General features: G+C 75.4%; 17 protein-coding genes. 10 read left to right on the top strand and 7 right to left on the bottom strand.

Annotated features, from left to right (window positions below; translation table 11 throughout):
* Nucleotides 1-771: 771 nt before the first annotated feature.
* Nucleotides 772-1,440 carry an AAA family ATPase gene (locus DEF28_RS09795; protein WP_114400508.1) on the bottom strand — a complete coding sequence of 223 codons (669 nt, stop codon included), beginning with the start codon at nt 1,438-1,440 and terminating at the stop codon, nt 772-774.
* Nucleotides 1,441-1,443: 3 nt separating this feature from the next.
* Entirely contained in the window at nt 1,444-1,779 is a 336-nt protein-coding gene (locus DEF28_RS09800; protein ID WP_114400509.1) for a TFIIB-type zinc ribbon-containing protein, read from the bottom strand.
* 318 nt (nt 1,780-2,097) lie between these two features.
* Between DEF28_RS09800 and DEF28_RS09805 the strand changes: the two genes are divergently transcribed.
* The 4 genes from DEF28_RS09805 to DEF28_RS09820 all read left to right on the top strand — a co-directional run bounded on the left by DEF28_RS09805 (nt 2,098) and on the right by DEF28_RS09820 (nt 6,655).
* Nucleotides 2,098-3,273, top strand: a complete 1,176-nt coding sequence (locus DEF28_RS09805) for a S8 family peptidase (RefSeq protein WP_374058241.1) — start codon at nt 2,098-2,100, stop codon at nt 3,271-3,273.
* Nucleotides 3,274-3,451: 178 nt separating this feature from the next.
* Nucleotides 3,452-4,219: a sugar phosphate isomerase/epimerase family protein gene (locus DEF28_RS09810; RefSeq protein WP_114400511.1), complete on the top strand. Its 768-nt coding sequence runs from the start codon at nt 3,452-3,454 to the stop codon at nt 4,217-4,219.
* 123 nt (nt 4,220-4,342) lie between these two features.
* The gene (locus DEF28_RS09815; protein ID WP_114400512.1) at nt 4,343-4,948 is read left to right on the top strand and encodes a DNA polymerase ligase N-terminal domain-containing protein; all 606 of its coding nucleotides are present in this window, start codon (nt 4,343-4,345) and stop codon (nt 4,946-4,948) included.
* 171 nt (nt 4,949-5,119) lie between these two features.
* A complete protein-coding gene (locus DEF28_RS09820) occupies nt 5,120-6,655 on the top strand; it encodes a PucR family transcriptional regulator (protein WP_158562786.1) in 1,536 nt (511 codons plus the stop codon).
* Here the strand turns inward: DEF28_RS09820 and DEF28_RS09825 are convergent.
* A complete protein-coding gene (locus tag DEF28_RS09825; protein WP_199493188.1) occupies nt 6,625-8,079 on the bottom strand; it encodes a sodium:solute symporter in 1,455 nt (484 codons plus the stop codon). The two genes, DEF28_RS09820 and DEF28_RS09825, sit on opposite strands and share 31 nt — an antisense overlap.
* Before the next feature lies 1 nt (nt 8,080).
* Nucleotides 8,081-9,043 carry an arginase family protein gene (locus DEF28_RS09830; protein ID WP_114399431.1) on the bottom strand — a complete coding sequence of 321 codons (963 nt, stop codon included), beginning with the start codon at nt 9,041-9,043 and terminating at the stop codon, nt 8,081-8,083.
* 757 nt (nt 9,044-9,800) lie between these two features.
* Between DEF28_RS09830 and DEF28_RS09835 the strand changes: the two genes are divergently transcribed.
* Nucleotides 9,801-10,412, top strand: a complete 612-nt coding sequence (locus DEF28_RS09835) for a cadmium resistance transporter (RefSeq protein WP_199493190.1) — start codon at nt 9,801-9,803, stop codon at nt 10,410-10,412.
* Nucleotides 10,413-10,748: 336 nt separating this feature from the next.
* Here DEF28_RS09835 and DEF28_RS09840 read toward each other — a convergent pair whose 3' ends face one another.
* Together DEF28_RS09840 and DEF28_RS09845 are read right to left on the bottom strand one after the other, a co-directional pair.
* Complete coding sequence (locus DEF28_RS09840; protein WP_199493195.1) at nt 10,749-11,723, bottom strand: magnesium and cobalt transport protein CorA; 975 nt, start codon at nt 11,721-11,723, stop codon at nt 10,749-10,751.
* A 147-nt stretch (nt 11,724-11,870) separates the two neighbouring features.
* The gene (locus tag DEF28_RS09845; RefSeq protein ID WP_114399433.1) at nt 11,871-12,173 is read right to left on the bottom strand and encodes a hypothetical protein; all 303 of its coding nucleotides are present in this window, start codon (nt 12,171-12,173) and stop codon (nt 11,871-11,873) included.
* A gap of 828 nt (nt 12,174-13,001) precedes the next feature.
* On the opposite strand from DEF28_RS09845, the gene DEF28_RS09850 reads away from it, so the two are divergent.
* From DEF28_RS09850 to DEF28_RS09865, 4 genes are all read left to right on the top strand, one after another.
* Nucleotides 13,002-14,114, top strand: a complete 1,113-nt coding sequence (locus tag DEF28_RS09850; protein WP_114399434.1) for a sporulation protein — start codon at nt 13,002-13,004, stop codon at nt 14,112-14,114.
* A gap of 210 nt (nt 14,115-14,324) precedes the next feature.
* A complete protein-coding gene (locus DEF28_RS09855) occupies nt 14,325-14,708 on the top strand; it encodes a VOC family protein (protein ID WP_114399435.1) in 384 nt (127 codons plus the stop codon).
* A gap of 498 nt (nt 14,709-15,206) precedes the next feature.
* Complete coding sequence (locus DEF28_RS09860; protein ID WP_114399440.1) at nt 15,207-15,839, top strand: superoxide dismutase family protein; 633 nt, start codon at nt 15,207-15,209, stop codon at nt 15,837-15,839.
* A gap of 428 nt (nt 15,840-16,267) precedes the next feature.
* Nucleotides 16,268-17,173 carry an SDR family oxidoreductase gene (locus tag DEF28_RS09865; RefSeq protein WP_114399436.1) on the top strand — a complete coding sequence of 302 codons (906 nt, stop codon included), beginning with the start codon at nt 16,268-16,270 and terminating at the stop codon, nt 17,171-17,173.
* A 152-nt stretch (nt 17,174-17,325) separates the two neighbouring features.
* Here the strand turns inward: DEF28_RS09865 and DEF28_RS27260 are convergent, their stop codons facing one another.
* Nucleotides 17,326-17,517, bottom strand: coding sequence for a hypothetical protein (locus tag DEF28_RS27260; RefSeq protein WP_147280198.1), 192 nt, complete (start codon nt 17,515-17,517; stop codon nt 17,326-17,328).
* On the opposite strand from DEF28_RS27260, the gene DEF28_RS09870 reads away from it, so the two are divergent.
* Entirely contained in the window at nt 17,516-23,788 is a 6,273-nt protein-coding gene (locus tag DEF28_RS09870; RefSeq protein ID WP_233515209.1) for a type I polyketide synthase, read from the top strand. The genes DEF28_RS27260 and DEF28_RS09870 overlap by 2 nt on opposite strands.
* Nucleotides 23,789-24,510: the final 722 nt, after the last annotated feature.

A 24,510-nucleotide genomic window follows, 5' to 3' on the forward strand; every position in this document is an offset into this window, starting at 1 on the left:
GGCGGGTCCGGTGCCGTTCGGCGCCCGGAGAGGGGCGGCGGATCCGCCGCCCCGGCACGGTCCGCGGTTTCCGAGCCGTGATTCCCGGGACCCGGGGCATCGGGGTGCCCGGCCGCCGCGGTGGGTTCCCCCACGGCATCGCACCATCGAGTGACATAGGTCACATGACTGCGCAATTCCGGTCCGCAGGCGGGGAGCGGGCACGACTCGTGGCCCCTCGGGCGCCGCAGGCCGCGGATTCGGATCCGCGCCGCCCGACGCGCCCGATGCGCGCCGCGCGCGGCTGGCGGACGGACACAGGACCTGCCCGGCCGCACCCGCCGGATTCGCCCGGCTTCGCCGTCCCGCGGCGGCGGGGATATCCGTGTCGAATTCCCCGCGGCCGGTGCCGCACCGACCTCCGGCGCCCGCGAACGCGCATTCCAGGAGCACCGCGCCGGCACCACGGGAAGCTCCGAATCCCCACGGTTATGCGGATTCCCTAACTGGAATACCAGATCGGGAAATTCTTTGACTTGCCCGATGCCGCTCCGTAGTCTCGGGCATGAGTGGAGGAGCGGCGGTGCCCCCTCGGCGTCCGCCCCACCGCCGCTCCGAACCCGAGGTGGCCGCCTCGGGCCTGACTCAACGTAGCCGCATCCACGCGGTTCGTGAAGCCGTCGACGGTCCCGGCCGCGACATATGCACGCGAATGGCGTGCCACCTGGAATTCCAGGTGGCACGCCATTCTTCGTATTGCCGGGTATTCTCCCGTATTTCCCGGCGTTTCCCTCACACCATGTTCTTCGGGCGCTCGCCGAGCGGGCCGTCGTCGGCCGCGGCGGTCGCGGAGATCCAGTCGCAGACGGCGTCGACCGTGTCCGGCAGCCGGGCCCGCGTGGTGTCGAGGAGCGCCATGGGCGGATCCATCGACTCCGCCTCGGCCCGCACCCAGTCGTTGTAGCGGAGCATCTCGGCGATCCGCGGCTCGGTCCACTCCCGCCAGGCAGGCCGGGCCCGGAGCCGCCGGGCCAGTTCCTCCGACTCGCAGACGAGCGCGAGGTAGTGCACGTCCCGGAACAGCGCCCGCTCCGGCAGCCGTTCGAACTCGGGCGGGACGACGGTGCCGCACAGCACCGCCGGCCGCCCGCTCTGGTGGATCATCGCGATCATCCGCAGCCACGCGGACCGGAACGCGCGGTGGTCACCGGCCGGATCACGCAGACCGGCGACCCACAGCACGTCCTGCTCCAGGACCACGTAGTCCTCCGACAGGCGGTCGGCGAGCCGCCGCGCCACGGTGGACTTCCCGGTCCCGCTCGGACCGGTGACGCAGTACAGCGGGAGCCGCCGGAACCGCCGACGGGCGCCGCAGTCGGAGCACACGACCACGGATTCCCCGGGGGCGACGGCCGGCTGGTCCGTGCGGCCGCCGCACGCGTCGCAGATGAGCGGATTCACCGGTCAGTCGAACAGGTCCTCGAGGAAACTCTTGCGCCGGCGCTTGTGGTGCCCGTACGGCGGCGGGGAGTCGGCGTTGTAGTAGCCGCCGTGCGGGGGCGGGGAGTCCGGGTACCCCCGGTACGGGCCGGGCGAGTCCGGCCGCCCCCGGTAGGGCGCGGGCGAGTCGGGGCGCCCGTAGGGCATGGCGGGGGCGCCGTAGTGGCGCTGCTCGGCGGAGAGGATCTGCTCCAGCTCCCCGTGGTCGAGGAAGATCCCCCGGCAGCGTTCGCACTGTTCGATGCGAACGCCCTGTCGGTCGTAGGTGTTCATCCGGCTCTGGCACTTGGGGCAAATCACGCTCGTATCGTACCGACGCCCCAGCCGCAGGGGGTTCCGGTGCCGGAATCAGCTACGCCGTCACACATAGTGGCCATCATGTGGCATCTGTGACCATATCCGGACACCCCGTAACTCATCACACTTTCCCTACCTGTGAAGTAGGCATACCTGGACAGCCGTGATCGCTCGCGAAACATTTACGTAAAGTGACGACCCTTCCCATTTCCGTCAACATCTGTTTAAGGTTCGGTCAACCGCGGCGCACACCCGCGCCGCGCACCACGGCGTCCGACACGATGGGCCGCCGTGGACCCATCCCCCCTGGAGGAAGAAGACGTGGATCGATCGTCTGGGAAGCGGATGACCGTCGCGGCGACCGCGGCCGGGCTGCTCGCGCTGCCGCTCGTGGTCCTCGGAGCCGGCTCGGCCGGCGCCGAGGAGCTCGCCCCGCTGACGACCGCCGGCGCCGCCGGAGTCGACGGCCAGTACATCGTCGTCCTGGAGGACGACCTCTCCCCGCGCTCCGTCACGGCCGCCGAGATCGGCATCAAGGCCGGCGACGTCACCTACACCTATGACGACGCCCTGAACGGCTACGCCGCCGAGCTGACCCCGGCCGAACTGACCGCGGTCCGCTCCAGCTCCGAGGTGGCCTTCGTCGAGCAGGTCGCCGAAGTGCACGCACTCGACACCCAGCAGAACGCCACCTGGGGAATCGACCGGATCGACCAGACCAACCTGCCGCTGAGCCGCACCTACACCTACGACTACACCGGCGCCGGCGTGTCCGCCTACATCATCGACACCGGCATCGTCCCGAACCACCCCGACTTCGGCGGCCGGGCGCAGGTGGCCTACGACGCCTACGGCGGCAACGGGATCGACGGCAACGGCCACGGCACGCACGTCGCCGGCACGATCGGCAGCACCACCTACGGCGTCGCCAAGGAGGTCGAGCTCTACGGCGTGAAGGTGCTCAGCAACAGCGGCTCGGGCACGACCGCCGGCGTCATCGCGGGCGTCGACTGGGTGGCCGGCAACGCGCCCGCCAACTCGGTCGCCAACCTCTCGCTCGGCGGGCCGGCGTCCACGGCCCTCGACAACGCGGTGAACGCCCTCTCCGCCTCCGGCGTGTTCGTGGCCGTGGCCGCGGGCAACGAGACGCAGAACGCCTCCAACGTCTCCCCCGCCCGCGCGTCCGGCGTGACCACGGTGGCGGCCTCCACCAGCACCGACGCCTCGGCGTCCTACACCAACTACGGCTCCGCGGTGGACATCTACGCCCCGGGCAGCGCCATCACCTCCACCTGGATCACCGGCACCCGGTCGATCAGCGGCACCTCGATGGCCTCCCCGCACGTCGCCGGAGCGGCGGCGCTGTACAAGGACGCCGTCGGCGACAACTCCCAGTCCACCATCCAGAACTGGCTGCGCAGCAACGCCAGCAGCGGGGTCCTGAGCGGGGTCCGCTCCGGCACCCCGAACCTGCTGCTCAACGTCTCCGCCCTGTGATCGGCTGAGCGAAGCGGCGGCGGTCGGCGACCCAGCGCCGCCGACCGGTCCGGCTGAAGGCGCCCGGAGCGGGCGGCGACCGGCGGTCCCCGGTCCCGGCCCGCTCCGGGCCTTGTTTTTCCTTGCTCATTCGAGAATGATTTTCATACTCATTGACGAAGTGCGAGGGAGGCAGCGGGTGCTGATCGCAGGACTGGCATCGGTGACGTTCCGGCGCCTGGCGGCGGAGGAGATCGTCGAACTGGCCCACGCCGCGGGGCTCGGCGCCGTCGAATGGGGCGGCGACGTGCACGTGCCCGCCGGGCGGACCGACGTCGCCGAACAGGTGCGGCGGCGCACGCTGCTCGCCGGGCTCGGCATCGCCGCCTACGGCTCCTACTACAAGGCCGGCCACAGCGACCCGGAGGAGTTCACCGCGGTGCTCGACACCGCGGCGGCGCTCGGCGCACCGCGGGTGCGGGTGTGGGCCGGCGTCCTCGGCTCGGAGCAGGCCGACGAACCGTACCGGCGGCGGGTCGCCGCCGACCTGGCACGCTGCGCCGGCCTCGCCGCCGGGCGCGGGATGGCCGTTAGCCCCGAGTACCACGTGGAGTCGCTGACCGACGACCTCGGCTCCGCGCTCGACCTCTACGCGGCCGTGGCCTCCCCGGCGCTGGCCGGCCACTGGCAGCCGCGCGAGAGTCCCGACACCGCCGCGTGCCTGCGCGAGATCGAGGCCCTGCTGCCGAACCTGGCCGCCGTGCACGTGTTCTCCTGGGGGGACGACGGCTTCACCGACCGGCTCCCCCTAGCCGACCGCGCCGACCTCTGGCTCCCGGCGCTCAAGCTGCTCGCCGCCGACGGCCGCGACCGGCACGCCACCCTGGAGTTCGTGCCGGACGACGACCCCGAGGCGCTGCTGCGCGACGCCGCCGCGCTGCGGGAGTGGATCGCCGCGGCCGGCTGACCGCGCCGCGGCCGCTTCCCGCCGCTCCCCCCGGCCGCTCCCGCCGCGCCGTCAACGCCCCGGGCATGCCCGGCCCGGCGCCGGGCAGGAGACCGGCAGGAGCACACGCCGGAGGAGGAGCCCATGGTCGACGACAAGCTGCGGACCTACCGTCGACGGCGGCGCTTCGACCGCACAGCCGAGCCGGCCGGCGATGACACCGCATCGGGCGGGTCCCCGGAGCGCCCGCTGTTCGTCATCCAGCACCATGAGGCGAGCACGGACCACTACGACCTCCGGCTGGAGGTCGACGGCGTGCTCCGGTCGTGGGCCGTCCCCAAGGGGCCCTCGACCGACCCCCGCGACAAGCGGCTGGCGGTGCCCACCGAGGACCACCCGCTGGAGTACGCCGACTTCGAGGGCACCATCGCCGCCGGCGAGTACGGCGGCGGCACCGTCCTGCTCTGGGACCGCGGCCATTACACCAACACCACGCACAAAGGCGGCCGCGCGCTCAGCATGGCCGAGGGGCTGGAGCACGGCCACGTCTCGTTCCGGCTGGCGGGCGAGAAGCTGACCGGCGGCTACGCGCTGAGCCGGTTCCGGACCGGCCGCGAAGAGGCGTGGCTGCTGGTCAAGGAGGCCGACGAGGCCGCCGACGCCCGGCGGCGCCCGGTGCGCAGCCAGCCGGAGTCGGTGCGCACCGGCCGGCGCATGCGCGAGATCGCCGAGGAGGACGGCGGCGGCTGAGTCGGCGCCGCCTCCCGGGGCGCGGCCGGACGGGCTCGGCCGGCCGGGCATACCCGCGGCGACCTGGTGTGAGCGCCGCCCGGCCCGGCAGGGCCGCCGGGACGGCGTGGCATGATCGCAGGAACACCGCCGCGGGCCGCCCCGGCCGGTGCGGCGGAGGGGAGGCCGACCATGCCGCTGACCGTGCGGGAACTCGTCTCCCGGGGTGAGCTCGGGCTGTCCGTGGCGGCCGGCGCCGCCGGCCTGGACCGGCCGATCAGCTGGGTGCACGCCAGCGAGGTCCCCGATCCGACCCCGTGGCTGGACCCCGGATCGCTGGTGCTGACCACGGGGCTGGGCCACGACGGTCCGGCGTCCCTGGCCACCCTCGCGCGGCGCCTCGACGCCGCCGGCGCCGCCGGACTCGGCATCGGCGTGGACGTGGTGCACACCGCCGTCCCCGAGGAGGTCGTCCGCGCGGGGGACTCGACCGGCCTGCCCGTCCTCGTGGTGCCCTACGCGACCCCGTTCGTCGCGATCGCGCGCGCGGTGGCGCGCCGCGTCGCGGAGGAGGAGCGCGCGGCGCTGCAGCGGGCCCTGGACGTGCACCGGCGGCTCACCGGCGCCGTGCTCGACCACGGCGCCGCGCCCGGCGCGGTCCGGGTCCTCGCCCGGGAGCTGGGCGGGCGGGCCGCGGTCGTCGACCGCGCGGGGCGCTGCCTCGCCGCGGGGCCCGAGGACGCCGCCGGCGAGGTCGGCGGGCTGCTCGACGGGCTGCGGCCGGCCGACGGGCGGCGGCGCTCCCTCTCGGTCGCCGGGCCGCGGCGGCACCTGCTCGGCTACCCGCTGGGTACGGAAGGGACCCGCGGCCACCTGCTGGTATGGCGGGAGAGCCCGTTCGCCGGCACCGACCACGGGGTGGTGGCGGCGGCCGCCTCGCTGGTGACCTACGAGCTGGAGCTGCAGCGCTCGGCGCTCGCCCGGGCCCGGCGCTCCAGCGCGGACGCGGTGCGCGAGGTGCTGCGCGAGGGCGCGGCCCCGGCCACCGCCGCCCGCCTGGTGACCTCGTGGGGTATCGACCCCGAGCGCGTCGTGGTGATCCTGCTCGGCCGGGCGCCGGAGGCCGGCGACGAGGACGCGGAGGACGTGCACGACGTGCTGGCCGACCAGGACGTGCCGGCGCTGGCCTGCTCCACCGACTGGGGTGAGACCGTGCTGCTCACGACCCGCGCGGACCTGGTGATCGACGCCCTGCGCGCGTCGGCGGAGCGCCGGGGGCGCGACCTCTCGGGCGGGGTCGGGGTCAGCGACGTGCTGACCGCCGCCGAGCTCGCCGACGGGCTGCGGCAGGCCCGGCAGGCCCTGGCGATCGGCCGCAAGGAGGGGCGGACGGTGACGTCGGTACGCGACCTCAGCGTCGTGGAGCTGCTGCTCGCGTCGGCGGAGCGCTCCATCCCCGAGACCCTGGTGCGGCGGCTGGTCGACCCGCTCCGCCGCGCCGAGGAGGAGCGCGGCGTCCCCCTCGTCGCGACGGTGCGGGCCTTCCTGGAGCACAACGGGTCCGTGGCGGACGCGTCGGCCGAGCTGGGCGTGCACCGCCACACGCTGCGGTCGCGGCTGGACGCCGTCCGGCAGGTGCTCGGCCGGGACCTCGACTCCTCCTACGTGCGCCTGGAGCTCGCGATCGCGCTGCAGGCTCAGGCGCTGCGCGCGGACTCCGCCGACTGAGCGTTCGCCGCCGGATCGGCGCCCGGGGCCAGGTCCTCGAACGCCGGGGGCCGGACCTGCCCGCCCGGCCCGCCCCGCCGGGCCGCCAGGGTCACGCCCACGAACACGACCAGGCTGGCCGGCATGCCGTACATGACGGGCTCGTTGGCGTACAGCCCCGAGACCGCCATGAAGACGAGGCACACCGCGCTGCCCGCCGCGATGGACGCCAGAGCCGCCGCCCTGGTGGCCCGCCGCCAGAACAGCGCCCCGACCACCGGGACGAACAGCCCGGCGGCCAGCAGGTCGGCGGCCACGGTGACCGCGCCGACCACGCTGCTCATCGTGAAGGAGATCGCCAGGGCGACCAGGCCGACGGCCAGCAGCGCGATCCGGTTCGCGCGGACGGTGGAGGCGCGCTCCCCCGCCAGCGGGCGCAGCAGGTCGTTGGTGAGGACGGTGGAGGAGCCGATGAGCAGCCCGCTCGCCGTCGACATCGACGCCGCGAGCGCGGCGGCGATGACGAGGCCGAAGACGCCGACGGGCAGCACCGCCTCGGCGATCCCCGCATAGGCGTCGTCGGGGTTGGCGAGGTCCGGCAGCAGCACCCGCCCGGCCGCACCCACGAGCGCGCCCGCCAGGCCGTACAGCGCGCAGTAGACGCCCGAGGCCACCGCTCCCCACCGGGCGACCGCCACCGAGCGCGCGGTGAACAGCCGCTGCCAGTTCCCCTGGTCGATCATGAAGCCGAAGAAGAACAGCAGGAAGTAGGCGCCGATCGTGCCCAGGCCGATGCCGGTCGGCGAGAAGTAGGAGTCGGGCAGCTCGGCGCGCATGGCCGGCAGCCCGCCGACCGCGTGCACCGTGAGCGGCAGCAGCACCGCGAAGATGCCGACCGTCTTGATGAGGAACTGGATGACGTCGGTCAGCGTGATGGACCACATGCCGCCCGCCACGCTGTACACCATGATGACGGCCCAGCCGACCAGCGCGGCCGCGCCGGTGGACATGCCGAACACGACGGTGAGCACGGTGCCGATGGCGACGATCTGGCTGACGCCGACCATGAGCGTGTAGAAGACGACCACCGCGGAGCTCATCACGCGCGACTCCGCGCCGAACCTGCGGTGCAGCGCCTCGGGGACCGTGTAGACGCCGCCGCGGAACAGCTTGCCGGCGAAGAACACCCCGATCGCCGCGATGCCGAGGGCGAGCGACAGCACCAGCCACATGCCGGAGACGCCGTACTGGTAGCCGAGGCTGATGCCGCCGACGGTGGAGGCGCCGCCGAGCACGACCGTGCTCATCGCTGAGGTGTACATGAACGGCCCCAGGCGGCGGCCGGCGACGGTGAAGTCCTGCGCGGTCCGGCTGCGGCGCATGCCGATGTAGCCGGCCACGACCATCGCCGCGAAGTAGGCGACGATGACGAGCTTGTCGATCACGTCAGTCGTCCTCTCCGGCCGCGGCGCCGGCGGCCGCGGCGCCGTGCACGACCAGGTGCGCCACCAGGTAGGCGGCGAGGTTGGCCGTCTGGTCCCGCAGGTCGGTCAGCGGGTTGACCTCGGTCAGCACCATGGCGTGCACGTGCGGCGCCAGGCGCTGCACCAGCCGGACCGCCTGGAAGGAGGTGAGCCCCCCGGGTTCGTGCGCGCCGGCCCCCGGGGCGTGCGCCGGGTCGACGGCGTCGATGTCGAACGCCAAGAGTACGCGGTCGGCGCCGCTGACGTGCGCGATCACCTCGTCGACGACGTCGTCGACGCCTCGTTCGTGGATGGCGGTGGCGGGGATGTTGCGCAGCCCGCGCTCCTCCCGGAACCGCAGCGAGGAGGGGAAGTTGAAGTGCCGGGAGGCCAGCTGGATCGAGGAGGCGATATCCAGGTTGGGCAGTTCGGCGGCGCGCCGCATGCCCGAGGAGTGGCTGTGGGTACCCTGCTGCTCGTTGCGGTCCAGTAGGTCGAGGTGCGCGTCGAGGTGGATGACGGCCACCGTTCCGTCGGCGGCCTCGGCCAGTCCGCGGGCGGCGGGGTACAGCAGCGAGTCGTCACCCCCGAGGAGCACGGGGATCCGGCCTGCCCGGACGGCGCCGCGGACCCCGTCGGCCGCGGCGTCCAGGGTGGCCGCCAGGTCGTGGGCGACGGTGTGCACGTCGCCGCCGTCGGTCAGCAGGTCGTCGGGGAAGGGGTGGGTGGTGCCGTGGTCGAGGCAGTAGATCCGGCCGTCCTCCCGGCGCTGGAGCATCCACCCCAGCGCCGCCCGGATCCGCTCCGGCGCGTAGCGGCTGCCCGGCCATCCCAGGGTGGCGGCGCCGTCGAAGGGAGCGCCGAGCAGCTCGAAGCGGCGCGGGGGCAGCGGATCGGCGCCGGGGCGACCGGAGGCGGGGGCGGCTGCGGCGTGCTGTGCGGGCATGCGGCTCCTCGGAAACGCGTCTCGGCCCGCGGACCCGCGGGGACGGACCTGCGGATATTTCCTCTGCGGATGATTCCGGCAATTCTCCGGGGCTGACGAAGCCGCTGCCTATGGCCCGCATGGCGAGTCAGCGGACCGCCGAACCGCCCACATGTCCACTCAGCGGACGAACGGCACCGGAGAACGCGCGGCGCCGTGTCCGCGGCGGATTCCGGCGGTAGGACCATCCCCGCGCGCGGGGAGCAGGGCGGCCAAGTGGTCGTGCCATCGGCGACGTGGGGCGTCCCCGGTCGCGCGGGGAGCGGCACACCGCCGTTCTCCGCGGCGACGGGGCCATTACCCGCGTGCGTCGGGGAGCGCGAGGACGTCAGCTTCCACCCGATCGCGGGACCGGGGCCATCCCCGCGCGCAGCAGTCCCGCTGGCGGCGTCAGCAGGCCACAGCGCCCGTCCGGACCACGCCCGGGAATTCTCACGGAGCACACGAAGGTCGCGCACACGTCCGCCCGACAGCGGCGGGAGGGGCGGAGGTCCGCGATCTCGGTGGCGAGGTCGGCGGCCTTCGCTTCCCCCGCCTTCTTCCCGGCCGGTCCCTGGCTCGCTGGGCCCGCCGCGAAGCGCGGCCGTGGACGGAGCCGGAGACGCGCCCCCGCCCGGCGGGCGAGGCCGGTCCCGCCTGGACGCCTGGGCGTCATCGGCCGGCAGGCGCCCCATAGGCTTGTCCGGCTACGGGGACAGCGGGGCGAGGGCGGGGACGCTTGACGAGTTCGGGGCTGATCGGGCAGGCAGCCGGGCTGTTCGCGGTCACCAACATCGACGACATCGTGATCTTGGCGCTGTTCTTCGCCAAGGGCGCCGGGCGTCCTGGTTCCGCGGCGCGGATCGTGGCGGGCCAGTATCTGGGGTTCGGGGCCATCCTGGTGGTGGCCATGGCGGCGGCGTTCGGGGCGACGTTCCTGCCCGAGGCGGCGCTCCCCTACCTGGGCCTGCTGCCGCTGCTGCTGGGGTTCAAGGCCGCGTGGGAGGCCTGGCGCGATCGCGGCACGGGCGGCGACGGCGGGCCGGATGCCGGGCCGTCCGGGGGAAGGGGCCCCGGCGTCCTGGAGGTCGCGGTGGTGACCTTCGCCAACGGCGGCGACAACATCGGGGTGTACGTTCCCGTGTTCGCCACGGCCGGGACCGGCGGGATGAGCGTGTACGCCACCGTGTTCCTGCTCCTGGTGGGCGTGTGGTGCGTGGCGGGGCGGGTCATCACCAGCCGGCCAGTGGTGGCTCGGGCGCTGAGCCGGTGGGGGCACATCCTGTTGCCGGTGGTGCTCATCGGTATCGGCCTGCTCATCCTCATCGAGGGCGGGGCCTTCGGCTGGTAGCGGCGAGCGGCGCGGCCGGTACCGCGGGCGCGGCCGGCGTGGCCGCTCGTTCTCGCGCGGGCGGCGTCGCCCGGGAGGGTGAGCGGACCGGTACGCGCGGCCGGGCCGACGCGTAGTGGGCCGCGGCACGGGCACCCGCCCCTGGGCTGGTAGGGGCGCTGGTCCACCGCGGGCGCGCCCGCGCCACGGCCGGGTCCCACGGCCGGACGCCGCGGAGACGGCCGCGCGGCCGTCTCCCGTCATGGAGCCCCGGCCGCGCCCCTGTCCGGGGCGCGCGGCCTCATCAGGCGGCGTGCTGGCGGTGTCCTGCGGCGCCCGGGCCTGGCGCGGGCCGGCTCAGAGCCAGCGGCTGCGTCTGAACAGCGCGTACAGCAGCGTGCACGCGCCGACGATGAAGAGCATGGCCGACGGGTAGCCCCATCTGGTCTGCAGTTCCGGCATGAACTCGAAGTTCATGCCGTAGACCCCGGCGACCATGGTCGGGATCGCCATGATGGCGGCCCACGCGCTGATCCGGCGGCCGTCCTCGCTCTGCTGCACGCTCACCTGGGCGAGGTAGGCGGACAGCACCTGCGCGAGCAGTTCGTTGACGGCCTCGACGCGGGCCGCGACCTGGGTGGAGTGGTCGGCGACGTCCCGGAAGTAGGGCCGCGCCTCCGTGGTGACCCGCACGGTGTCGCCGGCGGCCAGCGCCCGGGTGACGGGCACCATCGGCTGGGTGGCGTTGTGGATCTCCATGACCTCGCGCTTGAACGCGTAGATGTCGCCGGCAAGGCTGCGGGCCCGCTCGACGAAGACCCGCTCCTCCATGCGGGTCACGTCCTGCTGCACCGCGTCCACGATGTCCACGTAGTCGTCGACGATCGCGTCGAGCACCCCGTAGAGCACGACGGGCGCGCCGAAACGGAGCAGTTCCGGGTCCCCCTCCAGCCGGCGGCGCACCGTCTTGACGGGGTCCACGTCGCCGTGGCGCACGGTGACCACGTAGTTGCGGCCGAGGCAGACCACGATTTCGCCGCCCCGGACGTCACGGGCCCCGGGGTCGTAGGTGAGCGCTTTCAGCACCACGAGGACGGCCTTGCCGTACCGCTCCAGCTTGGGCCGCTGGTGGGGGCTGAGGGCGTCCTCGACGGCGAGCGGGTGGAGTTCGAGCTCCCGCGACGCGAGCGCGAACTCCTCCGCCGTGGGCTCGTGGAGGTCGATCCAGCAGAACGCCTCCTCGTCCGCGGAGAGGGCGGCGTCGAGGGCGTCGCTGATGTCTCCCTCGACCTCGATCCGGTCGTCGCCGCGATAGATCGCGCATTCCGTCATCACGAAGCTCGATTATGGGGCAGAACGGCACCGGCCTGGACCGGACGCGACCGATTTGTCGCTCAACGGGGGGAACGGCCCCGTTGGCCGGTTCCGGGGCTCCGCCGACGGCCGCGCGACCGCCGGCAACGGTCGCGCGGCCGTGGGTCAGCCGGACGGCGGGGCCGCCTCGGGGTGGTGGTCGGCGAGCACGATCAGCAGCGCGTTGTCGTTGGTCATACTGGTCGTCACACGGCGGCCCAGCTCCGCGGCGGCGGCGCGCGCCGCCCTGCGGACCTGCGAGCGCTCCTCGGCGTCCACCGCCGGAATCTTCGCCCAGGAGCGGTGGCGCAGAGCGTCGAGGATACGGGTTACCAGGTCGGCGAACTCGCCGTCGGCGCTCAGCCGTGCCGCCTCGGCGCGGGCCCTCGCGCTGGGCGCCGAGCTCAGGGGGCGAACGTTGTCGACCATGACGGAACTCCTTGGCTTGACTTCCTCACGGAGAGGGAACCCCGCGGCGCCTGCCGCGGGCGCTCCTGCTTCACCGCCGACCGCGGAAGGCAGGGACCTCGCCACCGTGCCGGCTCCGGGGCGGACGCGAGTCGTCGACCGCCCACCGGAACGTCCACCGCGGTGCCGAGGCGTTCACCGCACGGGGTGCCGCGGTGCCCGCCCGGCACCGGCCGCCCGAGCACGGCCGTGGACGCCCGCGCGCTCCCGGTCCGCGGGCACCGCCCGACGAGGGCCGCGCCGGGCGCGGGGTACGGCCGCGGGCGGGCCGGCGGGGCCGCCTGTGCGGGTCCCCGATCCGCCGGCCACTCGAACACCGTCCTCACGATCGCGAGCCTACAGAAATTTCGTACCGGTGTGATCGGGTAGTCGGCCGGCCGCGCGTGTTCGGGACCGCACCGCCGGCGCCGCGCCGTCCCGGACCGCGCGGTGCGGCCGGCCCGGTCGGCGGGGCCGCGAGGGGGCCAGGACGCATCCCCTGCTTCGGCCCGTCCGCAACCGCCGGGTGCGGGTCCGCTCCTCGCACCGGCCCGACCCCCGCCGGCCACCCGGTTCCCGCTGTCCACGCAGGTCAGGCCCCCTCTCAACCCGACGGGCCCGCCGCAGGTCCGCCGGTGCGGCGGAGTGCCCGGCGGCCGCGCGTGATCCGGCGGAACCACCCGCCCGAGGTCGCCGTTGCCCCCAGCGGAGCCGTCTGCGGGCCGGCTCCCGACGTGTGTCGGGCGAGCCCGGCGGACCGGCTCCCGGACGGGGCGGCTCCGCCCCACGACACGCACTTGGAAGGAAACGATGGTCTTCAAACGCGTACTGGCCGCATTCGGGGTCGGCGGCCCGAGCGTCGACACGATCCTGGCCAACCCCGACGTGCGTCCCGGCGCACTCCTCGAAGGGCACGTGGAGCTCTCCGGGGGCTCGGACGACGCCCACGTTGACGCCGTCGTCCTCACCCTCGTCGGCCGGGTGGAGCACGAGGGGGGATTCGGCGAGGAGGAGCAGACCGCCGGGGTGGAGTTCGCGAGCATCACGGTGAGCCACGCCTTCCGGCTCGCCGCCGGCGAGCGGACCTCGCTGCCGTTCCGGTTCCCGCTGCCGTGGGAGCTGCCGATCACCGAGGCCGGCGGCGGCACGCTGCCCGGCATGGTGCTCGGAGTGCGCACCGACGTCATCATCGGCAACGCCGCCGACAAGGGGGACATCGACCCGCTGCGGGTCCACCCCCTTCCGGTGCAGGACCGCATCCTGGAGGCGTTCGCGCACCTGGGCTTCACCCTCAAGAACGCCGACCTGCACCCGGGTCACCTGGCGGGGACCGGCCAGCAGCTCCCGGTCTTCCAGGAGATCGAGTACTACCCGTCGCCCCGCTACGCCCACGAGGTGGAAGAGGTCGAGGTGAGCTTCGTCGCCGCCCCGCACGGGGTCGACGTGGTTCTGGAGTTCGACAAGCGCGGCAGCATGTTCCACGAGGGCCAGGACGTCTACGGCCGGTTCCGCGCCGACCACGCCGAGGCCGACCGCCCCGACTGGGCGCCGCGCCTGGACGCCTGGATCGCCGAGGCCCTGGAGGCGCACCGGCGCTACCTCGGGCACGGCGGCTACAGCGAGTACGGCCACTCCGAGTACGGCCAGCCCGGATACGGCCAGCCGGGCTACGGCCAGCCGGGCTACGGCCAGCCGGGCTACGGACACCCGGGGTACGGCCAGCCCGGATACGGGCAGCACGGATACGGGCACCCGGGCTACGAGCACCACGAGGAGGAGCGCGGAGGCATGCTCAGCGGGGCGGCCGGGGTCGCGCTGGGAGTGGCCGGCGGACTGGCCGCCGGGTACGTCGCGGCGGAGGTCGTCGACGAGATCTTCGACGGCGACGAGGAGTCCGAGGAGCCGGAGGAGAGCGAGGAGTAGTCCCGCGTCCGGGGCGGCGCCGGAACGGTAGGGCCACCGCCCCGGCGCCGGCCTCCCGGCCAGCCGTTGGCGGATTTTGGGAAAGTGTTGCCCGGCTCCGGGGACGGCACCGCCTCCCCCCGCTGACTAACGTGGGGAGGGGCACCCGCCGGGCAGCGACCGGCCGGCGGTGCTCCGGCAACTCGGACATCCGCCCAGCGGGAGGACTCCATGGCGATCTCGCTCAACCACACCATCGTTCCCAGCCGCGACAAGCACGCCGCCGCGGCCTTCCTCGCGGACCTCCTCGGTCTGCCCGTGGGCCGCCCGGTCGGGCCCTTCGTCCCGCTCCAGATCGGGGACTCGGTGACGCTGGACTTCGCTGACAGCGGCGAGTCCGGCCCCATGCGGCTGGCCCCGCACCACTACGCGTTCGAGGTCGGCGAGCAGGAGTTCGACCAGATCTTCGAACGGATCGTGGCGGCCGGCCTGCGCTACTACGCCCGCCCCCACGAGCCGAAGGGCTACGGGGAGATCAACACCGAGCGGGGCGGCCGCACCGTCTACTTCGACGATCCCAACGGGCACGTCTTCGAGGTGCTCACCTCCGGGTGACGCGCGGCCGCGCCCACAGGCGTCCCGGGGCGGTGCCGCGGTCGGTGCCGCCCCGCCGGCACGGGGACACGTGCCACGCCGAACGACCACGGTGAGTGTTCACGCGGAGACAGTCGGTAAGATCCGTGGCGTGACAATGGCGTACAAGTGCCGGGTGGACCCGCCGGGGAACCGGCTGCCCGCCGAGCGGCGGGCCCGCCGGCGGAGCGCGGGCGGCCGTACGTCCAGCAGGAGACCGCCGCGGCCACCCAGCGGCCGGGTCCCCGCACGAGGCACCGGACGTGCCCGCTCCGCCGAGCCCGGCAGTTCCGGGGCTCCGGCCGAGCCGGGACCGTCCTGACCACCGGGCCCTCGGCGGCCGCCCGCGGCCGGCGGCGGACGGCGCGTCGCCGTCCGCGCCCGGCGACGGGCCGGGCGCCCGGCCGGTGGCAGCCGGACTCCCCGCCCCCGGGGCGGGGAGAACCCAACCAGTGTCGTTCCTACCTTGGAGTGCTCGCCATGCGCACGACGCGTACCGCCGTCGGACTCGCCCTGACCTCGCTGCTCCTCGCCGGCTGCGGAGGAGGGGGAGGCACGCCCAGCCAACACCACGCCTCGCCGTCCCCGAACACCTCGCCCAGTCCGGCGGGGACCTCCCCCTCTCCCGGCCAGGGAGCGGGCTCGGCGGCCGTGACCGGGCAGTTCGCGCCCTACGCCAGCGGGGCACCGGCCGTGACCTACGACGAGGCGGTCCCCGAGGGCGCCAACGTCGCCGTGGACGTCCACGCGGCCGGCGACCGGACGGAGTTCGTCCTGCGGGTGCGCGGGCTGCAGCCCGACCGGGCCTACGGCGCGCATCTGCACACCAAGCCGTGCGGCCCCAACCCGGACGACTCCGGGCCGCACTACCAGAACGACCCCGACTCGCACCAGCCGTCGACCGATCCCAAGTACGCCAACGACAAGAACGAGGCGTGGCTGGACTTCACCACCGACTCCCAGGGGGCGGCGAAGTCGGAGACGACCGTGGACTGGGTCCCGCGGTCGGGCGAGGCCCGCTCGATCGTGATCCACGCCGAGCACACGCACACCGACCCCGGCCACGCCGGCCAGGCCGGCGACCGGCTCGCCTGCGTGAACGTCCTGCTGTAGCCCGACCGCCGCGGGGTGCGGGTCCCGGATCACCGATTCGGCCCGCGCCCCGCGCCGCACGTACCCCGCCCGCTCGGAGCAGCGGGCCCGGTCGACGGGAATCCGGGGCTCCGTACGCTCTTTTCACTCCCCATCGCCGACACTTCGCGAACAATCAGCAGATTCCACAGAATCCACCCGATAGCAAAAATTCTTTCTCCGACGCCTTTCCAGGAAATCCGATGAGCGCCAGGAAAGCGATTCACAAAACGCACGGCGCTTGCGATACTCGGTGACCGAGGTCGCGTTCCTCCACCCCCGCGCGCCTCACCTGGCAACCGATCCGGCCCCGCGCCACCACTCGCGCCCGCGTCCCGTGCCCGTCGTGCGCCCGACGGCCGAACCGGTGCGCACGGCCGGCGTGTCGGGCCCGAGGCGAGGAGGCATGGATGAGCGGTGCGGTTCTGGTCACCGGCGCGACCGGCGGCATCGGCCGCGCGATCGCGATGCGGCTGGCCCGGGACGGCTGGCGGGTGATCGGCACCACGCGCGACCAGGTCCGCGCGGAGGAGTTGCTGGCCAGCGCGCGGCGGCACGGGGTGACCCTGCGGACCGTCCTGATGGACGTGACCGATGCCGCCTCGCGCGAGCGGGCGTTCGGCGAGGCGCTGGAGCTGAGCGGCGGCCGGCTCCGCGCGGTGGTGAACAACGCCGGGATGGCGATGAGCGGGACGGTCGAGGACGTCTCGGAGCAGTCCGCCCGCGACGTGCTGGAGCTGAACCTCCTGGGGCCGGCGCAGCTCGCGCGGCTGGCCCTGCCGGTGATGCGCGACCAGGGTGGCGGCCGCATCGTCAACGTGTCGTCGCTGTCCGGGCGGGTGGCGACCCCGATGATCGGCTGGTACTGCGCGAGCAAGCACGGCCTGGAGGCGCTCAGCGACGCGATGCGGATGGAGGCCGAGCGCGACGGCGTCCGGGTGGTGATCGTCCAGCCCGGCTGCTACCCCACGGAGCTCTGGAACGAGGTGTTCACCGGCATGGCCGCCATCGGGCCGTCCGCCTACGCCGACTGCTACCGGCTGCTGGACGCCGTACGGCCGTGGGTGACCGGGCGCCTGCCGTCGTCGCCCGAGCCGGTGGCGCGCGCGGTGCGGCGCGCCCTCACGGACCCGCGCCCGCGCGCCCGCTACGCCGTCGGTGTGGACGCGCGCGTGGCGCTCGCGGCCGAACGGCTGCTGCCCGGGCGCGCCGCCGATGCCGCGAAGCAGGCCGTGGTGGGCCTGCGGGCCGCCGGCCTGTGGCGGCTGCTGCGCGCGAACCGCCCGCTGCCCGCCACCGGGGGCGTCCGGGGCTGACCCGGCCACCGGCCCCGGCGGTCCGCACCGCGTGCGCACCGCCGGGGCCGCTCGCGACCCGGGGGGGCACGCGCGGGGCGGGACCCCGGCGGCCGTTTCCGCGCGTTCACCGCACGCGTCCCATATCCACCGGGCCGCTTTCTCGGGCCTCCTCAGCCGCAAAATTGAAGTTTCATCCATCCCGCTCTCTTTTCATCGATAAATTCGCGGTGGGAGCCGACCACCACAAGAGAGAGCACGATATCCATGCCATTTTCCCGCCCGGCGGAGTCCTCGCAACGCCGCATCTCGGACAATCCCGGTGTTTCCGGTGCGCCGTGGGAGCCCGTGGCGGTGATCGGCATGTCCTGCCGGCTCCCCGCGGGCGTGGACTCCCCGGAGGCGCTGTGGGAGGGGCTGCTGGCCGGCCGCGACCTGGTGGCCGAGTGCGACGCGCGCGGCCGGCGGCCGGGGCACCCGCCGGGCGCCGCCGCGCGGCCGGCGGGGGGATGGCTGGAGGGGATCGAGGACTTCGAGCCCGCCTTCTTCGACATCAGCCCCCGCGAGGCGGCCTTCATCGATCCGCAGATCCGGCTGGCCATGGAGGTCGCGTGGGAGGCGCTGGAGCGCGCCGGCGTCCCGCCGCGGGGGCTGCGCGGCGGTCAGACCGGGGTGTACATGGGCATGACGCAGCTGGGCTACATGCTGCACACCTCGCGGGCGCGGGCCGAGGTCTACTCGGCGACCGGCACCATGCTCAGCGGCGTGGCGGGGCGGCTCTCCTACCTGCTGGGCTGCCACGGCCCCAGTGTCGCGCTGGACGGCGGCTGCGCGGCCTCGCTCATCGCGGTGCACCTGGCCTGCGCCGCCCTGCAGGCCGGCGAGACGGACATGGCGCTGGCGGGCGGCGTCAACATCACCCTCGACGAGGTGAGCACCACCGGGCTGACCGAGGCGGGCGTGCTCTCCCCCACCGGCCGCTGCCACGCCTTCGACGCGGCGGCCGACGGCTTCGTCCGCAGCGAGGGCTGCGGCGTGGTCGTCCTCAAGCGGCTCGCCGACGCCCGGCGCGACGGCGACCGGGTCCTCGCCGTGCTGCGCGGCAGCGCGATCAACCACGTCGGACCGTCGCAGAGCATCATGCACCCCTCGGCCGCCGCCCAGCGCATGGTGATCCGCACCGCGCTCGGCCGCGCGGGCGTGCGCCCCGAGGACATCGGCCTGGTCGAGACGCACGGCACCGGCACGCCCACCGGCGACCCCATCGAGTTCGAGGCGCTCTCCTCCGTCTACGGCCGAAGCAGCGGGGGGTGCGCCCTCGGTGCCGTGAAGACCAACGTCGGGCACACCGAGAGCGCGGCCGGGGTCATCGGCCTCATCAAGACGGTGCTGGCGCTGCGGGCCGGGATCGTCCCGCCCAATCTGCACTTCCGCACCTGGAACCCCGACATCGGGGCTGGCGCCGCCGAGGGCGCGCGGCTGTTCGTCCCCACCTCGGCCGCCGCGTGGCCGGTGCCGGGCGTGCGCCGGGCCGCGGTCGCGGGGCTGGGCATCACCGGGATGAACGCGCACCTGGTGCTGGAGCAGGCACCGGACCCGGCGGAGGCCGCCGCCCTCCCGGAGCCGTCGGCCGCGCGGCCCGGGGTGTTCCTGGTGTCGCACGTCTCGCCGGGCGGCCTGGGCCGGACCGCCGAGCGCGTCGCGCGGTGGCTGGAGGGCAGCGGCGCGGCGGCGCCGCTGGCCGACGTCGCCCACACCCTGGCGGCCCGGCGCTCGCACGCGCCGTGCCGCGCGGCGGTCGTCGCGGGCGACCGCGCGGAGCTGGCGGCGGGGCTGCGGGCGCTCGCCGCCGGGCGCTCCGCGGACGGCGTGCTGACCGGCCAGGCCGACGCGGCCGCCGACCCGGTCTGGGTGTTCTCCGGCCACGGGTCGCAGTGGCCCGGGATGGCCCGCGAGCTGCTGGCGGCGGAACCGGCGTTCGCCGAGGCCATCGCCGAGGTCGGGCCGGTGGCGCGGTCGGAGTCGGGGCTGGACCTGCGCGACGTCATCGCCGCGGGCGCGCCCGTCTCGCGCATGGACGTCGTGCAGCCCCTGGTGTTCGCGATCCAGCTGGGCCTGGCCGCGGTCTGGCGGGCGCGGGGCGTGCGCCCGGCGGCCGTGGTGGGGCACTCCATGGGCGAGGCCGCGGCGGCGGTGACCTCCGGGATGCTCACCGCCGAACAGGGCATGCGGGTGGTGTGCGTGCGGTCGCGGCTGCTGGAGAAGGTCTCCGGGGGCGCCATGGCGCTGGTCCCGTGGCCGCGCGCGCGGGTCGAGGAGTGGCTGGCCCGCAGGCGCTACCCGGGGGTGGGGGTCGCGGTCGTGGCCTCGCCGGGCAGCACGGTGGTGGCGGGCGACGGGGACGAGCTCCGGCGCGTGTGCGCCGACCTCGAAGGCGCCGGGGTCGAGGTGCAGCCCGTCGCCGTGCCGGTGGCGGCGCACTCGCCGAGCGTGGAGCCGGTGCTGGCCGAGCTGATCGACGCACTGGGCGACCTCGGCGCCGCCCCCGCGGCCGTCCCCTTCTACAGCACCGTCCTGGACGATCCGCGCGGCGCCGCACGGTTCGACTCCGGCTACTGGGCGGCGAACCTGCGCCGTCCCGTGGAGTTCGCCCGCGCCACCGAGGCGCTCCTCGACGACGGGCACCGGATCTTCCTGGAGGTCTCGCCGCACCCGCTGCTGGTCGGCGCGGTCGAGGAGACCGCCGCGGCCGCCGGTCACCGCGTGACCGCCCTCCCCACACTGCTCCGGGGGCGCGGCGAGGCCGCCGCGGTGGCGACGCACCTGGCCGCGCTGCACTGCGCCGGCGGCCGGATCGACCAGCGGCGGGCCTTCCCGGGCCGGCTGGCCGACGTCCCCGCCACGACGTGGGAGCGCCGGCGGTACTGGCTGGAGGCGCCCGACCACCCGGCGCCCACCGGGGCGCACCCGCTGCTGGGCGGGCGGGCCGAGGTCCCCGTGCCCTCGGCCCCGGGGGGCGTCCGGCTCGTGTGGCGCGGTGACGTGGGGACCGCGGCGCACCCGTGGCTCGCCGACCACCGGGTGCGCTCGGTGCCGATCTTCCCCGGGGCGGGGTTCCTGGAGATGATCCTGGCGGCCGGGTGCGAGACGTTCGGCTGCGCGCCCACCGGGGTCGCGGTGCACGACGTCGGCATCGAACGGCTGCTCGCGCTGGCCGAGCGGGTCGAGGTCTTCACCTGCGCCGCGTCCGCGGGGCCGGACGCGTGCGAGGTCGAGATCCTCACCCGCGGCGGCGACGGAGGCTGGACCCGGCACGCCCACGGCCGGGTGCGGCGCGTGGCGGCGGCCGACCGGGCCGAGCCGCCGCCGCTCACCGCGCCGGAGCACGCGCCGGTGACGGTGCCTCGGGAGGAGCTGTACCGGACGCTGGCCGCCATCGGCCCGGACTACGGCCCGGCCTTCACCGGCACCTCGGGGGTCGCCGCCTCCGAGGGCGGCACGGTCTTCCTCGGCCGGGTGGAGGTCCCCGACGCCGGTCGGCACCGCGCCGGCGTGCACCTGGACCCCGCGCTGCTCGACGTCTGCCTCCAGCCGCTGCTGCTCGGGCTGGACGGCGGCGCGTCCCGGGGCGGCGCCCCCGGGGCGTCCGGCCGTCCCTGGGTACCCGAGCGCATCGACGGCTTCCGGCTGCTGCGCGACGGTGCGCCGATCCGCTGGTGCCGCACCGAGGTGGTGGACACCGACGGCGAGCGGGGCCGCGGCCGGGCCGCGCTGTTCGCCGAGGACGGGGTCCCGGTGGCGGTGGTGGACGAGATCACGCTGGCGCGGCTGCCGCGGCCCTCCGCGGCCGAACTGCTCCCGCAGCGCCTGTTCGAGGTCACCTGGCGGTCCACGGCGCCGCCCCGGCCCGCGGAGGGGGCCACCGGCGGATACCTGGTGGTGGCCGAACCCGGCGCGGCCGACTTCGCGGCCGCGCTCGTCGAGGGGCTGGCCGCGGCCGGGCGCCGCGCCGCCGCCGTCCGGCCCGGCCCCGGCCTCGCCCCGGACGCCTGGGCGGCGGCGGTCGCCGCGGGGGCCGCGGAGCACGGCTCCGGCGCCGGTCTCGCGGGCGTGGTCGTGTGCGTGCAGCCGGCCGTCGCCGACGCCGAGCCCGACCGCGACGGCGCGCTGCGCCGGGTGAGCTCCTGCGTGGCGCTGGTGCGGGCGCACTCCGAGGGCGCGTCGCTGCCCCGGCTGTGGCTGGTCACGCAGGGCGGGCGCGACGTCGGTCCGGACGGGCCGGCGGACCCCGGCCAGGGTGCGCTGCGCGGCCTGGTCCGGGTGCTGGCGGCCGAGCATCCCGAGCTGCGGCCCTGCCTGGTCGACGTCGACGGTGACCCCGACGCGCTCGTCGCCGAGCTGTGCGCCGACACCGCGGAGGACGAGGTGGCCTGGCGCAAGGGCGAGCGGCACGTCGCCCGGGTGACCCGCGCCCCGCTGGGGGCGGCCGAGCGGCGGCCGCCGCGGACGGCGCCCCGGGCGTTCGGCCGGGACGGCTTCATCGCGGTGCCGGACGGCTCCGGCACGCTCGGCGGCGTGCGGCTGGTCGACCGGCCGCGCCGGGCGCCCGGCCCGGGCGAGGTCGAGGTGCGGGTGAGCGCGGTGTCGGTGAACTTCCGGGACGCCATGCTGGTGCTCGGGCTGCTGCCCGAGGAGGCCGGCGAGGACTCGCCGATCGGGATCGACTGCGTCGGCACGGTCACCGCCGCGGGACCGGGCGTGCGGCACGTCGCGGTCGGCGACCGGGTGCTGGCGATGGCGCTGGGGATGACCGGGTCGTTCCGGCTGGTCGACGCGGCGCTGGCCCGGCGGGTACCGGACCGCCTCGGCGATGAGGAGGCGGTGACGTTCGGCGTTCCGTACCTGACCGCGTGGGCCGCGCTGCGGGACCGGGCGCGGCTGCGGCCCGGGGAGACGGTGCTCGTGCACTCCGCCGCGAGCGGCACCGGCCTGGCCGCGGTGCACGTGGCCCGGGCCGCGGGCGCGCGGGTGATCGCCACCGCCGGCACCGAGGAGAAGCGCGGCTTCCTCCGGGGGCTGGGCGTGCGGGACGTGCTGGACTCCCGGACGCTGGACTTCGCGCCGCGGGTCCGCGAGGCCACCGGCGGTCGCGGGGTGGACGTGCTGCTGAACTCGCTGGCGGGCCCGGCGATGCTCGCGAGCCTGGAGCTGCTCGCACCCCGCGGCCGGTTCGTCGAGCTCGGCAAGCGCGACCTGCAGGCCAACACGCCGATCGGCCTGCGCGCGCTGAGCGGCAACGCCACCTACAGCGCCCTGGACCTCGCCTCGCTCATCGAGCGGCACCCGGACGAGGCCGGCTCCTGGCTGGAGGCGGTGCTCGCCGAGGCGGAGTCCGGGGGGCTGCCCCCGCTGCCGGTCCGGGTGTTCCCGTTCCGCCGGCTGACCGAGGCGCTGCGGGTGATGGCGGCCGGCCGGCACGTCGGACGCCTGGTGGTGCGGATGCCGCGGGACGGCGAGGTCCGGGTGGCGCCGGAGCCGGGAAGCTCGCCGGCCGTGCGGCCCGGCGGCGGTTACGTGATCACCGGCGGCCTGCGGGGCCTCGGGCTGGCCGCGGCCCGGTGGCTGGCCGGGCACGGCGCCGGCCGGATCGTGCTGAACGGCCGCTCCGAGCCGTCGGCCGAGGCCCGGGCGGCCATCGCCGAGCTGCGTGCCGCCGGGGCCGAGGTGGAGGTGGTGCGGGGCGACATCGCCGACCCGGCCACCGCGCCGCGGCTGGTCGCGGCGGCCACGGCCGCGGGAGCGGCCCTGCACGGGGTGCTGCACAGTGCGGTGGTGCTCGACGACGCCCCGGTCTCCGCCCTGGACGCCGCCCGGGTGGAGCGCGTCTGGCGGCCGAAGGTGGACGGCGCGTGGCAGCTGCACCTGGCGACCCAGGGGTGCGATCTGGACTGGTTCGTCACGTTCTCCTCGATGTCCACCCTCATCGGCAACCCGGGGCAGGCCAACTACGCGGCCGCCAACGCCTGGCTGGACGCCTTCGCTGGCTGGCGGCGGGCCCGCGGCCTGCCCGCGCTCAGCATCGCGTGGGGCCCGTGGGGCGAGACAGGACTCGCACAGGACTTCGCCGAGCGCGGTGCCGCCACCATCAGCACCGAGGAGGGGATGGCCGCCTTCGAGGCCCTGGTCGCGCACGACCGGGTGCACACCGCGATGGGGCCGTTCGAGCCGGCCGTATGGTTCCGCGGCTTCTCGCACACCGCCGCGGCGCCGCTGTTCTCGACGCTGGTGCCCCGGGGCGGCACCGGCTCCGGGGGCAGCCACGGCGAGATCACCGCCATCCGCGCCGCGGCGACGGGCGCACCGCGCCGCGCACTGCTGCGCACCCACCTGACGGGCCTGGTGGCCGCCATCACCAACGCCCCGCGGGCGGCGATCCGGACGTCGGCGGGGTTCCGCAGCCTCGGGATCGACTCCCTGATGGCCGTCGAGTTCCGCAACCGGCTGCGCACCGGCCTCGGCGTGGAGATACCGGTGAACGCGATCTGGGCGCACCCCACCGTGGCGGAACTGGCGGCTCACCTCGACCGGTACCTCGACCGGCACCTGGATCCGGCGGCCGGGGGCACGGGACGGTGAGTCCGCCCCGGGAGGCCGGCCTCCCAGGGCCGCACCAGCGGGACCTGGCCGGCCGGTGCCGTCCACGCTCGGCCGCGGACGAGCCCCGGCCGACGCGGCACTGCCGCGCCCGCCGCACGGGTGCGCCGCGCCGCCTTGGTGGGCGGTGGCGCGGACGGTGTCCCGCCCGCCGGCGCCCAGCGGCGCCCGTGGGCGGTGCCGGTCCCGTGGTGGCGGCGCAACCGTCCGCCCGGACCGCGTGGGGGCGAGTCGGCCAGCCCGCACGCCGCACCCCGGCGGCGGCGCCCGGAACGCCCGCCGGTCCCGGCGGGCTCTCCCGGCGGACGCGGTTCCACCGCGCGCCGGCCCGGCGCCCCGCACCTCCCGGGGGGCCGGGCGAGCAGCGTGACCGCCGCACGGCTGCGCACTCGGGCCGACCGGGGCGGCGATCGGCCCGAGATGTATGGACCATTGGGGTTGGTGACATACCTGGGTCTCCAGGATCGTGTCGATGGTGCCGTCGCCGGCCCCACGGCGGTAGCGGCAGCGGACGCCGTACCGCGGGCCGTAGCGTTCGAGCCGGGCAGGCCCGCAGCACCCGGTCGCGGGTTTGCGGATCGTCCCGTTGAGCCTCCTGCGGTGGTCGTGCCTGCGGCCGCCGCGTCCGGGGTTGGCCGGCAGCCGCGGCGCGATCCGCCCCCAAACCCGATCGGTGATCTGGTGTCAGCGCACCGCGCCCATGG

Source organism: Marinitenerispora sediminis (assembly GCF_003336425.1).
GTDB lineage: Bacteria > Actinomycetota > Actinomycetes > Streptosporangiales > Streptosporangiaceae > Marinitenerispora > Marinitenerispora sediminis.